The 14,978-nt window shown below is 63.9% G+C and carries 14 protein-coding genes; 9 read left to right on the top strand and 5 right to left on the bottom strand.

Annotated features, from left to right (window positions below; genetic code table 11):
• Positions 1-41 precede the first annotated feature (41 nt).
• The 6 genes from pstC (at position 42) to JEQ47_RS02615 (ending at position 6,513) form a co-directional block, all read left to right on the top strand.
• Positions 42-1,418: a phosphate ABC transporter permease subunit PstC gene (pstC, locus tag JEQ47_RS02640; protein WP_198874838.1), complete on the top strand. Its 1,377-nt coding sequence runs from the start codon at positions 42-44 to the stop codon at positions 1,416-1,418.
• Between the two features lies 1 nt (position 1,419).
• Positions 1,420-2,787 carry a phosphate ABC transporter permease PstA gene (gene pstA / locus JEQ47_RS02635; protein WP_198874837.1) on the top strand — a complete coding sequence of 456 codons (1,368 nt, stop codon included), beginning with the start codon at positions 1,420-1,422 and terminating at the stop codon, positions 2,785-2,787.
• Between the two features lie 102 nt (positions 2,788-2,889).
• Positions 2,890-3,672, top strand: a complete 783-nt coding sequence (pstB, locus tag JEQ47_RS02630) for a phosphate ABC transporter ATP-binding protein PstB (RefSeq protein WP_236020698.1) — start codon at positions 2,890-2,892, stop codon at positions 3,670-3,672.
• A 26-nt stretch (positions 3,673-3,698) separates the two neighbouring features.
• Entirely contained in the window at positions 3,699-4,409 is a 711-nt protein-coding gene (gene phoU, locus JEQ47_RS02625; protein WP_198874835.1) for a phosphate signaling complex protein PhoU, read from the top strand.
• Between the two features lie 174 nt (positions 4,410-4,583).
• Positions 4,584-5,285, top strand: coding sequence for a phosphate regulon transcriptional regulator PhoB (gene phoB, locus JEQ47_RS02620; RefSeq protein ID WP_198874834.1), 702 nt, complete (start codon positions 4,584-4,586; stop codon positions 5,283-5,285).
• A gap of 325 nt (positions 5,286-5,610) precedes the next feature.
• Positions 5,611-6,513, top strand: coding sequence for an alpha/beta hydrolase (locus tag JEQ47_RS02615; RefSeq protein WP_198874833.1), 903 nt, complete (start codon positions 5,611-5,613; stop codon positions 6,511-6,513).
• A gap of 78 nt (positions 6,514-6,591) precedes the next feature.
• On the opposite strand, the gene JEQ47_RS02610 is transcribed toward JEQ47_RS02615, so the two are convergent.
• Complete coding sequence (locus tag JEQ47_RS02610) at positions 6,592-7,401, bottom strand: alpha/beta fold hydrolase (RefSeq protein WP_198874832.1); 810 nt, start codon at positions 7,399-7,401, stop codon at positions 6,592-6,594.
• Between the two features lie 84 nt (positions 7,402-7,485).
• On the bottom strand, positions 7,486-9,114 hold the full coding sequence (locus tag JEQ47_RS02605; protein ID WP_198874831.1) for an MFS transporter: 1,629 nt from the start codon (positions 9,112-9,114) through the stop codon (positions 7,486-7,488).
• Positions 9,115-9,274: 160 nt separating this feature from the next.
• Here JEQ47_RS02605 and JEQ47_RS02600 point away from each other — a divergent pair, with 160 nt between their 5' ends.
• Positions 9,275-9,775, top strand: coding sequence for a DMT family transporter (locus JEQ47_RS02600; RefSeq protein WP_198874830.1), 501 nt, complete (start codon positions 9,275-9,277; stop codon positions 9,773-9,775).
• Complete coding sequence (locus JEQ47_RS02595) at positions 9,772-10,194, top strand: DMT family transporter (RefSeq protein ID WP_198874829.1); 423 nt, start codon at positions 9,772-9,774, stop codon at positions 10,192-10,194. The genes JEQ47_RS02600 and JEQ47_RS02595 overlap by 4 nt, the downstream gene beginning before the upstream one ends.
• Before the next feature lie 48 nt (positions 10,195-10,242).
• Here the strand turns inward: JEQ47_RS02595 and JEQ47_RS02590 are convergent, their stop codons facing one another.
• Together JEQ47_RS02590 and JEQ47_RS02585 are read right to left on the bottom strand one after the other, a co-directional pair.
• Entirely contained in the window at positions 10,243-11,682 is a 1,440-nt protein-coding gene (locus tag JEQ47_RS02590) for an aldehyde dehydrogenase family protein (RefSeq protein ID WP_198874828.1), read from the bottom strand.
• A 45-nt stretch (positions 11,683-11,727) separates the two neighbouring features.
• Complete coding sequence (locus JEQ47_RS02585) at positions 11,728-12,879, bottom strand: fumarylacetoacetate hydrolase family protein (RefSeq protein WP_198874827.1); 1,152 nt, start codon at positions 12,877-12,879, stop codon at positions 11,728-11,730.
• 190 nt (positions 12,880-13,069) lie between these two features.
• On the opposite strand from JEQ47_RS02585, the gene JEQ47_RS02580 reads away from it, so the two are divergent.
• Positions 13,070-13,786: an SIMPL domain-containing protein gene (locus JEQ47_RS02580; protein WP_198874826.1), complete on the top strand. Its 717-nt coding sequence runs from the start codon at positions 13,070-13,072 to the stop codon at positions 13,784-13,786.
• Positions 13,787-14,145: 359 nt separating this feature from the next.
• Here the strand turns inward: JEQ47_RS02580 and JEQ47_RS02575 are convergent, their stop codons facing one another.
• Positions 14,146-14,976: a sulfite exporter TauE/SafE family protein gene (locus JEQ47_RS02575; RefSeq protein ID WP_198874825.1), complete on the bottom strand. Its 831-nt coding sequence runs from the start codon at positions 14,974-14,976 to the stop codon at positions 14,146-14,148.
• Between the last annotated feature and the right edge of the window lie 2 nt (positions 14,977-14,978).

Genomic DNA, 14,978 nt, shown 5'->3' with positions numbered 1-14,978 from the left:
CCGGCGCGGCCCGTTTCGCCCGGGTTTCGTGGGGACTTCAGATGAATACGCTCATCCTGGCCGCTGCATTGCTGATCCTGCTCGGCGTGGCCTATCAGAGTGGCTGGTCCAAGGGCCGCAGCCTCGTCGCCGCGAACGGAGTCACCGTTCATTCCCGGCCTCAGTACCACGGCGCCTATGTGGCGCTCTGGGCCATGATCCCGGCACTCGTCGTCCTCGCCCTCTGGGGCCTCTTCGGCGGCGGCATCCGGCACGACTACATCGTCTCCCTGATCCCCGTCGATATTCTGACCGCGCTTGACCAGTCCGGCCTCAACCTCACCATTGGCCGCATCGAAGCCCTGGCCTCCGGCTATGGCGTGGTGGGTGAAGTCCAGCCCTGGGAACAGGCCGCCGGCGACGCCCTCCGGTCTTTCCAGTTCCTCACATTCGCCGCCGTGCTGATCCTGGCCCTGGTGTCCGGCGCCGGCGCCCTCTTTTATGCCCGCAGCCGCATCACGGCCCGCCAGCGCTCCCGCAATGCGGTCGAGCGCGTCGTCGGCGTGGTGCTGCTGATCTGCTCGGCCGTGGCCATCCTCACCACTGTCGGCATTGTCGCCTCGCTGGTGACCGAAGCGCTTCGCTTCTTCAGCTTCATCAATCCGCTCGATTTCTTCTTCGGCACCGTCTGGGCGCCCAACAATGCCGGCACCGGCGGCCATTACGGGCAGTATGGCCTCCTGCCGCTGCTCGCCGGCACGCTGATGATCACTGCCATCGCCATGCTGGTGGCCGTGCCGGTGGGGCTCATGTCGGCCATCTATCTCAACCAGTATGCCGATCGCCGGGTGCGCGGCGTCGCCAAGCCGCTGATCGAAATTCTGGCGGGCATTCCCACCATCGTCTTCGGCTTCTTCGCCCTTGTCACCATCGGCCCGTTTCTGCGCGATGCCGGTGCTGCCATCGGCCTCGACATCAAGGCGACATCGGCGCTGACGGCCGGCGTGGTCATGGGCATCATGATCATTCCCTTCGTCTCCTCGCTCTCCGACGACATCCTCAACCAGGTGCCCAAGACCCTGCGCGACGGCGCCTATGGCCTCGGGGCCACCCAGTCAGAGACCATTCGCAACGTGCTGCTGCCCGCGGCCCTGCCGGGCATCGTCGGCGCCTTCCTCCTCGCGGTCAGCCGCGCCATCGGCGAAACCATGATCGTGGTGCTCGCCGCCGGCAATTCGCCGGTGCTGCGCGGCAATCCCTTCGAGCCGGTGTCGACCATCACCGTTTCCATCGTCAATCAGTTGACCGGCGATACCGACTTCACCGGCCCGCAGTCGCTGGTGGGCTTCGCACTGGGCCTGACCCTCTTCGTCATCACCCTCTGCCTCAACATCTTCGCCCTCTTCATTGTCCGCCGCTTCCGGGAGCAATACGAATAAGATGGCTACCGATACCGTGAAATCCGCCGCTCCCGAAGCCGCCAGCCGCACCAACCTGGTCCGCGACAGCCTTCGCCGCCGCCACTTCAACGAACGGCTGTTCCGAGCCCTGGGCCTCCTCGCCATCTGCGTGGCGCTCGGCTTCGTGACGCTGCTGTTCGCCGACGTGTTCCGCAAGGGCATCCCCGCCTTCACGCAGACCAACCTGCATGTAGCCGTGACCTTCGACCCCGAAGTGATCGATGTTGGCCCTGCACCCACCAGCGACCAGTTCACCTCCGAGGCCGAATACAACGCCGCCAGCCTCAAGTGGCAGCGCGACCTTGCCCTGCTCAACTGGAACACCATTGTCGAACAGGCCCTGCGCGCCGCGGCGCCCGCTGGCACCGAGATCGATGCGCGTGCCCTGCTCTCCATTCCCGAGACCAATGCGCGTCACGTCCTGCGCGAAATGTATGTCAAGGATCCGTCCCTGCTCGGCCAGACCGTCGAGGTCGACCTGCTCGGCTCGGCCAATACCGACAACTGGGTCAAGGGCAATATCGACCGCACTCTGGGCGACGCCCAGCAGCAGCTCTCGGCCGAAGCCCGCGCCCTGATCGACACCTTTGAAGCCGATGGCACCATTTCCACCGGCTTTGCCTGGGCCATCTTCACCAATGTCGACAGCCGCTCGGCCCCGGCCTCGGCCGGCCTGCTCGGCGCCTTTGTCGGCACCTTGTGGATGATGCTGATCGTCGTCGTCCTCGCCGTGCCGATCGGCGTCGCCGCCGCCATCTACCTCGAGGAATTCGCGCCCAAGTCGCGGATCACCGATCTCATCGAGGTCAATATCAACAACCTCGCCGCTGTGCCTTCCATCGTCTTTGGTCTCCTGGGCGCCGCGGTCTTCATCAACTGGTTCCACCTGCCGATTTCGGCGCCGCTGGTGGGCGGCCTCGTGCTTACCCTCATGACCCTTCCCACCATCATCATCGCCACCCGTGGCGCGCTGATGGGCGTTTCCCCCGCGCTTCGGCAGGCGGCGCTCGGCATGGGCGCCAGCAAGACGCAGATGGTGTTCCACCATGTGCTGCCGGTGACCTTCCCCTCGATCCTCACCGCAACCATCCTGGGCATTGCCCATGCCCTGGGCGAAACCGCGCCGCTGCTGCTGATCGGCATGAAGGCCTTCGTGGCTTCCGTCCCGGCGACGCCGCTCGACCAAGCCACTGCCTTGCCCGTCCAGATCTATCTCTGGCAGGGCAACGAAAACCGCAATTTCTTCGAACCCCGCACGGCGGCGGCCATCATGGTCCTGCTTGCCGTCATGATCTTCCTCAACGGCGCTGCCATCTATCTTCGGTCCCGCCTCGAAAAGCGTGCCTAGAGCACCCTCGGTTCGGAAGCGCGGCAAAACAAAAAGGAGACTTCAGAAATGGACGTTCTCGCCGGTAAGGTTAAAGTGACCCAAAAGACCCTGGATCAGACCATGAATCCCGCCGAACTGATGGACCATCCCATTCGCCTGACCGCCCGTGACGTCACCGTTCACTACGGCGCCAAGCAGGCCCTGCATGGCATTTCCATCGACATCCCCGATCGCGCCGTCACCGCCTTCATCGGGCCCTCGGGCTGCGGCAAGTCGACATTCCTGCGCTGCATCAACCGCATGAACGACACCATCGAGGGCGCCAAGGTCGGCGGCCGCATCGAGCTCGACGGTCAGGATATCTACGATCCCAAGCTCGACGTCGTGGAACTGCGCGCCCGCATCGGCATGGTGTTCCAGAAGCCGAACCCCTTCCCCAAGTCGATCTACGACAATGTCGCCTATGGCCCGCGCATCCATGGCCTTGCCCGCAACAAGGCGGATCTCGACGAGATCGTCGTCTCCTCGCTGCGCAAGGCGGGCCTCTTCGAAGAGGTCAAGGATCGTCTCAGCGAGCCCGGCACCGGTCTCTCCGGCGGCCAGCAGCAGCGCCTCTGCATCGCCCGCGCCATTGCCGTGGGTCCGGAGGTCATTCTCATGGACGAGCCTTGCTCGGCCCTCGACCCCATCGCCACCGCCATTATCGAAGAGCTGATCGACGAGCTGCGCGAGAACTACACCATCGTCATCGTCACCCACTCGATGCAGCAGGCCGCCCGCGTCTCGCAGAAGACTGCCTTCTTCCACCTGGGCAACCTGATCGAGCAGGGCGACACCGAGGACATCTTCACCAATCCGGTGAACAAGCAGACCCAGGACTACATCATGGGCCGCATCGGCTGATCGGCGAGCCAGAAGGACATAGAAAAATGCCCAATACCGGCACCGACCACATCGTCACTTCCTATAACGAGGAACTTGCCGCCCTTGCCCAGGCCATTGCCGAAATGGGCGGCCAGGTGGAAGTCGCGATCGAGAACGGCACCCGCGCGTTGCTCAAGCTCGACCGCGAACTGGCTGACCTCACTATCATCGCCGACCAGCGCATCGACGACATGCAGCGCCAGATCGACGACATGGCCGTGTCGATGATCGCCCGCCGCCAGCCCATGGCCAGCGACCTGCGCGCCATCATCACCGCAATCCACGTCGCCTCCGATCTCGAACGCATAGGCGACATGGCCAAGCAACTGGCCCGCCGCTCATTGAAGCTCGATGGCCTCAACCTACAGCCCAGCTTCTATAATGGCGTCAAGAACATGACCGCGCTGGTCCTCCAGCAGGTCAAGGATGCGCTCGATGCCTATGGCAATCGCGAGGCGGCGGCGGCCGTCGAAGTGTGCAACCGCGACGACGAGGTCGACGCCATGCACACCTCGCTGTTCCGCGAACTCCTGACCTACATGATGGAAGATCCGCGCAACATCACCATGTGCACGCATCTCCTGTTCTGCGCCAAGAGCCTCGAACGCGTGGGCGACCACGCCACCAACATCGCCGAACGCGCCTACTACCTGGCCACCGGCAAGCAGCTCACCGGCGACGTTCAGGAACTGCAGCGCCAGCAGATTAAGGCTTAGCGGGTCAACCGGCGCATCAGCCTGCGCCTCCCACCCCCTTGAGGGGAGGGATCGAGGGTGGGGGTCCATCGGTGGACCACTCAACCACCCCCTCCCCAGCCCTCCCCTCAAGGGGGAGGCAGGCCACAACATTAGCACCGGTGCTCCTCAGGCGCCGAACGACGGAGCACATCCATGCCCGCGACAATTCTTGTTGTCGAAGACGAAGGCGATATCGCCATCCTGCTGCGTTACAATCTCGAGGCCGAGGGCTTCCGGGTGGTCACCGCCGAGAGCGGCGACGAGGCCCAGCATGCCATCGCCGAAAAGCTGCCGGACCTGATCCTGCTCGATTGGATGCTGCCCGAAATCTCGGGCATTGAACTCTGCCGGCGCCTTCGCGCCCGCGACGAAACCGCTCGCGTCCCGATCATCATGCTCACCGCCCGCGGCGAGGAAGAGGAGCGCGTGCGCGGCCTCTCCACCGGCGCGGACGACTATGTGGTCAAGCCCTTCTCGGTGCCCGAACTGGTGGCGCGTATCCACGCCCTGCTGCGCCGCGCCAATCCAAATCTCGTCACCACCGCCCTCAAGGTCGGCGACCTCGAGCTCGACCGCACCACCCATCGCGTCCGCCGCGCCAATCGCGACGTCCATCTCGGCCCCACCGAGTACCGCCTGCTCGAATATCTCATGCGTCACCCCGGCCGCGTCTATTCGCGCGAGCAGCTTCTCGATGGCGTCTGGGGCAACGATGTCTATGTCGACGAGCGCACCGTCGACGTCCATATCGGCCGCCTCCGCCGCGCCATCAATCGGGGCCGCGAAACCGACCCGATCCGCACCGTCCGCGGCGCCGGTTACGCCTTCGACGAACGGTTTGCCGCTAACGCCTGAGAACACAAAGGGGCCCGATCTAACCGGGCCCTTTTTCTTTTCCGTTCGCCAGACCCAACACACCATAGCCACTTCAAAGTTGTAAAATCGCCTGACAAACCCAAGAAATTTATCACGACCAATTTTGCTTCAAACATATGTATTCACTGCCCTATTCATAATTGTATGACTTGAGTTGTCAAAAGATTTTGCAGCATTCTTTGTTGACAACAACATCGTCGACTTGATTGCATAAGCTCATCCGCTGACCCGACCTCGGCCGAAACAGCGATTTAGGGGACACAGAGACGATATCCGGTCCCCTGGTTTTGATGAGGAGAAATCAATGTTGAAGCGCATGCTTTTAGGCGCGGCCCTGGCCGTCATGGCGACCTCGATGTCGCAGGCGAAATCGATCACGGTTGACGCCACGGATGTGGAGTTCAAGGGGGTAGAACTCTACTCCGACATCCAGTACTCGACCCAGGCCCTGGGGCTCTTCCGCAATGAGCTTTACCTCGACCTCATCCGACCCACGAGTGCTGACCCGGCTCCCGTTATTGTCTTCATGACGGCGAGCGGCTGGCGCGCCGTCGAGCGCGAACGCCTGATCCCGCAACTGGTGCGCCTCGCCGAAGCCGGCTTTGCCGTGGCCGCTATCGACTATCGCGGCATTGGCGAAGCAAAGTTCCCCGAGCCGCAGCAGGACGTGAAGGCCGCGGTGCGCTATCTGCGTGCAAATGCGGCCCTCTATAACCTAGACCCGGACAACATCGCCGTCTTCGGCCCGTCCGCCGGCGGTCATCTTGCGCTCATGGCGGGGCTCACCGGCAATGACGAGGCCTATGTGGACGACCGTCTCCCCGACGTCTCTTCCGAAGTCGCCGCCATCGCGACCTTCTATCCCGCCGCCTATTTCGGCGAGACTGGCGAGCCGGGCTACGACCTGGCGAGCCTGCACATGGGCATGTCGGTCCACGACGAGGCCAATGCCGAGGCGGTCAAGGAAGCCTTCCCCGAGACCCATATCAGTGAAGACAGCCCGCCGGTTCTGCTGATCCACGGCACGGAAGATCCGGTGGTCCCCCTCGCCTCCAGCGAGCGCCTCTATGCCGCTCTGGAGGCCGGTGGCGTCGATGCCACGCTGGTTACCGTGCAGGGCGTTGGCCACGACTTCGAGCAGATGACCAGCGTGCCCGAAGTCAATCAGGCCCTGATCGACTTCTTCACCCGTACCCTTAAGGATTGAGCCAGCCTGCCGGCGCCTCAGGGCGCCGGCACTTCCCTCGATACGCCGCCACCGCGACCGGCGCGGCGAGCAAAGCGGTCACCCCTCGATCGCCAGGAAGTCGACAATCGCCTGCGCAAAGCGCGGATCGGTGTTGAGGGTATAGTGCGTGGCGCTCGGAATGACCGCAAAGCGGTTGGGCGTCATGCCCTCGCCTGCCCAGCCGCCATCGATTTTCCCGCCGCCCAGCAGTTCGAAGAAATGCGTGGAATGGCTGATCCGCACCGCGTCATAGTCAGCCACCACCAGCAATGTCGGGCTCTTGATCTGGCCCACCTCGCTTGACCAGTCATAGTCATTGCCGATGAAGCTGCCCATCTGCTCGAACAGCTTGGGAAAGTTCTCCGGGTCGGGCGCCACCGCCTTGTACGCCTCATAGAGCGGCGTCTGCATCATCTCGTCGGCCATATGCACGCCGATGCTCCGCATGCCCTCGGCGTTGTAGTCGTGCCATCCTGCATAGGCATAAGGCGCCGAGGCGACCACCAGCCGGTTGACCACCTCCGGGTGGTCGATGCCGAGCCGAATGGCGGTGATGCCACCCATCGAATAGCCCGCGACATCGGCCCGTTCATGACCCAGCCATCGGATCAGCCCGGCCACGTCGCCAGCGAAGGCCTCAAAGCTCATCTTCCGATCGCATGGCCGCGTGCGCCCATGGGCCTGGAAATCGACGCCAATCACCTGATATCGCTTTGCCAGCTCGCTCAGCACCGGCCCGAAATCATCCATGGTCTGCAGGCCGCCATGCAGCAGCACCAGCGGCTTGCCTTCGCCGAACACCGCATAGGCCAGTTCAATGCCATTGACGGGCGCGTAGCCCGACCGGGTGGGAGCAGGTAAAGACATATCAGGCCTCCAGATCGCTTATTGACTGGACGACGAGCGGCAACCGGCACTTTCGACAAGGAACGCTCGCGCTTCCCCGAACGCCTAGAGCTCGGGCGAATCCCGCAGCGGCGTGGTGTCATCGAGCGGCACCGTCTGCCGCTCGATCATCCGGTGTACCCTCGGCAATCCCTCACCCCGATGCAGGCCGCGGAGCTGCTCGATATTGTCGGCATCGGCCTTGGTCCGCCGCAGATTATGCCGCACATAATCGATCCAGGTCGGCACATGGTAGTTCTCGACCCAGATATCGGGCCTTTCGAGATCGCGCAGCAACGTCCACTGCCGCGCCCCGTCGCGGATGCGGATGCGCCGGCGCTCGCTCATCAGCCGTAGGAACGTGGGAATGTCTTCCTGCGCAATCTGGTAGTCGATCATGACCATGATCGGCCCACTGCGCGGCTGCAGGTCCAGGCGGAGGATGGGTTCGTTGAACGTGTCGAGCGGGTTGAGATCGCGCTTGTCGAATTGCGGCAGCGCCAGCCGCAAGCCGACAAGCCCGCAGAGGCAGAGCACGCCGCTCGCCAGCAGCAGTGCCCAGTCGAGGCCGAGCGCGTCCGAGGTCATGCCCCAGATCCAACTGCCCAGCGCCATGCCGCCGAATGTCGCCGTCTGGTAGAGCGAGAGCGCCCGCCCCACCACCCAACGCGGCGAGGCAAGCTGGATCGAGACGTTGAACAGCGACAGGGCCAGGACCCAGCTTGCCCCTGCCGGCAGCAGCAACAGGTGGCTCAGGACAGGGTCGCGGCTGAAAGCCAGCCCGGCGCAGGCCACCGCAAAGCCCAGGCACGCCGCGCGCACGATGAGCTCGTTGCTGAAACGCTGCCGCACCCGGCCATTGAGAAACGCACCCAGGATGGCGCCGAGCCCGAAACAGCCCAGCAGCGTGCCATAGAGCAGCGCGCCGCCACCGAGATAGGCCTCGGCCAGCGAAGGCAGCAGCGCCATGACCACGATGGCCGCACCGCCGAACAGGCATCCGCGAAACAGTACGGTGAGCAGATTGGGCGACATCGACACATAGCGCACGCCGGCCCACATGGCGCTGCCCAGGCTTTCGCGCGGCAGGCGTGGCTGCGCCCGCTCCGGCTTCCAGCGATAAAGCGCGCCGATCAGCGGCAGATAGGACACGGCATTGACGGCAAAGGCGGCGCCCGCGCCGGCAAAGGCCACGATCAGGCCACCCACGGCGGGCCCGACGCTGCGCATCATGTTGAAGCCCATGGCATTGAGCGTCACGGCGCCCGGCAAATCTTCGCGCGGCACCACATCGCCCATCGAGGCCTGCCAGGATGGGTTGAACAGCGCGGTCCCCGCCCCGATGAGAAAGGTGAACGTCAGCAGCAGCCAGGGCGTCAGCAACCCGAACCAGGCGGTGACCGCCAGGGCCAGCGATACCAGCGCCATACCCGATTGCGCGATGAGCATGACTGACCGGCGATCGAAATTATCGGCCAGCGCCCCGGCGGCGATGGAAAACACCATGATCGGCAGCGTGTTGGTGGCCTGCACCAGGGCAACCATGTTGTGCGAGGTGGTGAGCGTGGTCATCATCCAGCCGGCGCCCACCGCCTGCACCAGGCCACCCAGGTTGGAAGCCAGGGTCGCCAGCCACAGCATGCGGAAATTCGGGTGCTGGAGCGGGGCAAGTAAGGAGTTGCGTTGGCTCGACATGGATTTGGCCTCCTCCCCGTGTCATGGGCCAGACCAGCGGCCATGACAAGGGCAGTTCGTTCGCGGCGCCAGATCGCCTGCCTGGGGCCGTCCGGCGTCTCCGCAGCATCGCGCGGATGAGCTAAAGTCCGTCCGCTTCTTGTTGAGTCGGATCTATTTCATGACCATGCCTATTGCCCAGCGGCCGAGCCCGCTGCATCTGCTTGCGGCCTTCGGCAGCGGCGGTCTTCTCACCATGGCTGTCTTCGTCAATGGCGAGGCCGGCCGCTATGGCGGTCCGCTGTTCTCGTCCTGGCTCGCCCATGGCGTCGGCACGGTGGTCGCGGTCCTCATCCTGGCCGTGCTCTGGCGCAGCCAGCGTCGCGAGGCCGCAACTGCCCGTGCCGCGGTCGGCCCCGCCCCGCTATGGGCCTATCTCGGGGGCATCTTCGGCGCCGTCACCGTCATGCTGACCTCGGTCTCGGTCAATTCCCCGCTAGCCCTTGCCGGCACCCTAGCTCTAGGCCTGGCCGGCCAGGTCGCCCTCAGCCTTGCCGCCGATTTCTGGGGCCTGCTCGGCCTGCCCAAGCGCCGCCTCGACCTGCGCGACGCCGGCGCCGTCATTCTCATCGCCAGCGGCAGCCTGCTGATCATCCTCTTCGGTCTCGGAGGCGCGGCATGATCGTCCCGGCCTTCTTCGCCTTCGCCGTCGGCCTGCTCATCATTTTGAGCCGGCAGGTCAATGGCCGCCTGTCGCTCTCTTCGACAGCGCTCATCTCGTCCTTCTGGAACCACTTTGTCGGCTTCGTCGCCCTGACCGCCCTCGGTCTCGTCATCGGCGGACTGATCCCCGACAACCTCGCCACCATTCCATGGTGGGTTTTCACCGGCGGCGCCATCGGCGTGGTCTTCGTCGCCTCCGGCTCCTGGCTGATCACCCGCATCGGCGCCGTCAACTCCACCCTGCTGGTCATTTCCGGGCAGATGGTGACGGGCGTCCTGCTCGATTACCTGCGCGGCGTTCCGATCAATCTCTGGGTCAGCCTTCTCGGCATCATCCTGATCTTTGCCGGCATGGCGCTGACGCAGCGACCAAAGTAACGAAAACGGGGCCCGTAGGCCCCGTAATGCTAACAGTCTGCCAACGAATTAGCCGGCTGCGGTATAGGCGGTCTTCACCACGGTGAAGAACTCGGCCGCATACTTGCCCTGCTCGCGCGGGCCATAGGACGAGCCCTTGCGCCCGCCGAACGGCACGTGGAAATCGACGCCGGCGGTCGGCACGTTGACCATCACCATGCCCGCCTCTGCATTACGCTTGAAGTGGGTGGCATACTTGAGAGAAGTCGTTACGATACCGGCACTTAGCCCAAATTCCGTATCGTTCGCCGTGGCCAGAGCTTCCTCGTAATCCTTCACCTTGATGACCGCGGCCACCGGCCCGAAGATTTCCTCGCGGGCAATACGCATCGAGTTGGTTGCCTCGGTGAACAGCGTCGGCTGCAGGAAATAGCCCTCGGTACCGACCTTGACGCGCTCGCCACCGGCCACCAGCTTGGCGCCTTCGCCCTTGCCGATCTCGATATAGTCGGTGTCCTGCTTGAGCTGGCCCGGATCCACGACCGGTCCGATTTCCGTATCCTTTTCAAGCGCATGGCCGACACGCAGACCCGCAGTACGGGCGGCGAGTGCTTCCACGAACTTGTCGTGGATGCCTTCGGTCACGATCACGCGGCTCGACGCCGTACAGCGCTGGCCGGTCGAGAAGAAGGCCGACTGCGCCACCGATTCCACCGCCACCTTGAGGTCGGCATCGTCGAGCACCACGGTCGGGTTCTTGCCGCCCATTTCGAGCTGGAACTTGCGGCCCACCTCGATCGAGGCGGCAGCCACGCGCTTGCCGGTGCCCACCGAGCCGGTGAAGCTGATGGCATTGACGTCCTTGCTTTCCAGCATGGTCTGGCCGACCACCGAGCCCTTGCCCATGACGAGGTTGAGCACGCCCTTGGGCAGGCCGGCGCGGACGAGAATGTCGACGATTGCCCAGGTCGAGCCTGGCACGAGGTCGGCCGGCTTGATCACGACGGTATTGCCGTAGGCCAGGGCCGGGGCGATCTTCCAGGCCGGGATGGCGATGGGGAAATTCCACGGCGTGATGATGCCGACCACGCCAATGGGCTCGCGGGTGATTTCGACGCCGACACCCGGACGCACCGACGGTAGTACTTCACCAGACAGGCGGAGAACCTCCCCGGCAAAGAAGTCGAAAATCTGGGCGGCACGGGTCACTTCGCCAATGCCCTCGGGCAGGGTCTTGCCCTCTTCGCGGCTCAAAAGCTCGCCCAATTCCGCCTTGCGGGCCAGGATTTCCTGCGAGGTCTTGGAGAGGATGGCGTGGCGCTCGAGAATGCCCGAGCGCGACCAGGCCGGGAACGTGGCCTTGGCGGCGGCGATCGCCTGCTTGGTTTCCTCGGCGCTGGCACGCGCATAAACGCCCACCACTTCGTTGATATTGGAGGGGTTGATGTTCTCGACCCCATCCGCGCCGACCCATTCGCCGTTGATCAGGTTCTTGTGCAATTCGGTCATGGAGAAGCCTTTCGGGTTAGCGCCGGAGAAGAGAAAGCGCAGAAATCAGAGCAGGTTGGCGCGCGACAGGTCGCGCATCAGATGGCTGGTGCCATAGGTCCAGGGCGGACACTTGGTGGAAAGATTGACGACATTGGTGAGCCTGCCAAGGCTCGGTGTCGAAATGGAGACAACGTCACCCAACTTGTGGGTAAAGCCCTTGCCGGCGCCGTCGCGATCCTTCACCGGCGCGAACATGGTGCCGAGGTACAGCACCAGCCCATCGGGATATTGATGGTGCTCGCCCAGCGTCGCCGCCACCAGCGATTCCGGGGTGCGGGAGATCTGCGCCATGTTGGAATGCCCCTCCAGCACGAAGCCGTCAGTGCCTTCCACGCGCAGCGCGATTTCCGCCTGCTTGATTGTGTCGAGGCTGAATTCCCCATCGAAGAGACGCACGAACGGTCCGAGGGCGGCCGAGGCATTATTGTCCTTGGCCTTGCCCAGCAGCAGGGCCGAGCGGCCTTCGACGTCGCGCAGGTTGACGTCATTGCCCAGCGTCGCGCCGATGATCTCGCCCTTGCTGGTGACCAGCAGCGCAACTTCCGGCTCGGGATTATTCCAGCTCGAAATCGGATGCAGGCCCACCTGCGCGCCATGGCCCACGGCGCTCATCGGCTGGCCCTTGGTGAAGATTTCGGCGTCCGGGCCGATGCCCACTTCCAGATACTGGCTCCAGACGCCCTTTTCGATCAGGGCGGCCTTGACCTTCAAGGCTCCGTCCGAGCCCGGCACAAGCTGCGAAAGGTCGGTGCCGATGAGGTCGAGAATCTCGCCACGCAGGGCATCGGCGCGCGACTTGTCGCCCCGCGCCTGCTCTTCGATGACGCGCTCGAGCAGCGAAACCACGAAAGTGACGCCCGAAGCCTTGATCGCCTGCAAGTCGATCGGCGCCAGCAGGCGCGGCAGGGTGTCGCTGGGCTTGTCGGCGCGCGAATTGGACACGACGGCCTCGATGTCGCCGACGGCCCGGCCCGGAGCCGTGCGCACATGTTCGCCGGCGCGGCCGCTTTCGGCGATATCGCGCACCGTCGCCATGCCCTGGGCGGTGATGTCGACCAGCTTGCCGTCACGCACCGTCACGACGCGCGGATGTTCAAATCCAGGTACCCAGGCGCGGCCGATCAGAAGACCATTGGGAATATCGCTGACGCTCATTTCTCGCCCCTAACATGTTAGCACGTCACTAGCCTACGGGATGGGCCGAGCGCAACGTCCCTGCATATAAGTCATACTAATTGTCAAATCCAGTGCGGAAGCGTGCCGTTCAACTCCGGTTCATGTGCGCCGCAATACTGACGCATTGCCCTCGGACACCTCGCCCGAGCACTTACTCAAGGAGTTTGCCATGCGTGCCCTCAGCGTCCTCGTTCCCTTCGCCCTCCTCGCCACCGCCCTGCCCGCCTATGCGGGCACGATTGCCATCGAAGGCCGCGGCGAAGTGCGGGCTGCACCCGACATGGCCACCATCAATTCCGGCGTCACCACCCAGGGCGCGACGGCCCGCGAGGCGCTTGACGCCAATACCACCGCGATGAACGAACTCATTGCCGCCCTCAAGGAAGCCGGCATCGAGGCGCGCGACATCCAGACCTCGGGCTTCTCGGTCAATCCCAACTACGTCTATTCCGACGAGCGCGACGCCAACGGTTATTCGCTGCCGCCCAAGATCAACGGCTACCAGGTGATGAACACCGTCACCGTCGTCGTGCGCGATCTCGCAGACCTGGGCAGCATTCTCGACACCTCGGTCACCGTCGGCGCCAACACCGTCAACGGCGTCAGCTTCTCGGTCGCCGATCCGTCGGACCTCCTCAACGAAGCCCGCAAGGCAGCTTTTGCCGATGCGCGCGAAAAGGCCGAGCTCTATGCAAGTGTCGCCGGTGCAACACTGGGCGATCTTGAGTCGATTACCGAACAACAGAGCTTCAATTCGCCCCAGCCATACCCCATGTATGCCCGTGCCGAGATGTCGGCCGCGGCACCAGTGCCGGTCGAAGCGGGCGAGATGACATTCGCCATCTCCGTCAACGTCTCGTGGGATTTGAACAACAGCGCCGATTAATCCGTGAAGAAGTCCGGCCTTGCCATGTTTTGGCCAAACCCGGACCGCCAATCGCGCGTTGTATCTTCTCAGGGGTGGGGCGAGTCTTCGTCCCACCTTTGAAACACCCGATCCCCTCATTGAGGGGGCTTGGGCGGTGGGGGCGGTTCCACCGTAGTCACTCCGTCCCCACCAACCCTACGCAGTCGGTCGGCAAAGCCGACGACTGGCTCCGGTGGAGCCAGGCGAGACTAGGAGGCCATGAGGGCTACGCCCGAATGGCGCAATGACCGCGGCTGCGCCGCCAAATCGCTCCGGTGGAGCGATTCGAGGTTTGGGGGCCTATGGTTGAAGACATGGTCGGAAGGCAGGTTTGCCGCCTACCCCGTGACCACCTTCCACAACATGTTGAGCCCCATGCACACCAGGAAAATGGCAAACACATATTTCAGCGTTTTCTGGTTCAGCCTATGGGCCAGTGCCGCGCCCAATGGCGCGCAGAGCGCGGCCAATACGCCCACCAGCGCGAAAGCCAGCAGGTTGACATAACCTATGCTAAGCGGCGGCAGGCCTTCGGCACCCCACCCTGAAATCAGGAAACCGGCCGTGCCGGAAATGGCGATGGCGACGCCAATGGCGGCCGACGTACCCACGGCCTTGTGCATGGTGTCTCCGAACGCCACCAGGGTCGGCACGGTCAGCGACCCGCCACCGATCCCCATCAGCGACGACACATAGCCCACCACCAGCGCCGAAATGCGATGCGTCAGGCTCGACCCCTTCAGATGCCCCATCAGCTTGGTCTGCCAGGCGAAGACGATGTTCGCCGCGATCAGGAAGGCCATGACGGCAAAGACGATGCGCAGCACGTCGCCCGAATAGAGCCCGGCCATCAGCCCGCCGACAAAGGTGCCGATGACGATGAACGGCGCCCAGAGCTTGAGCACCGCGATGTCCAGTGCTCCGCGCTTGTGATGGGCCCGCGCGCTCATGATGCCGGTGGGAATGATGATGGCGAGCGAGGTGCCCACCGCGACGTGCTGGACCACGTCGGCATCATAGCCCATCAGCAGCAGGGCATTGCTCAGCGCCGGCACGATCACCGCGCCGCCGCCGATGCCGAGGAGGCCGGCGGCGATCCCCGAAACGACACCCGTGGCCATCAGGCCCAGCACGAAGGGCCAGTAGCCGACAAGATTGCCCCAATCCATGG

It is taken from the genome of Devosia sediminis (genome assembly GCF_016411825.1).
GTDB classification, from domain to species: Bacteria; Pseudomonadota; Alphaproteobacteria; order Rhizobiales; family Devosiaceae; genus Devosia; species Devosia sediminis.
This window is presented reverse-complemented; position numbering and strand designations above follow the sequence as displayed.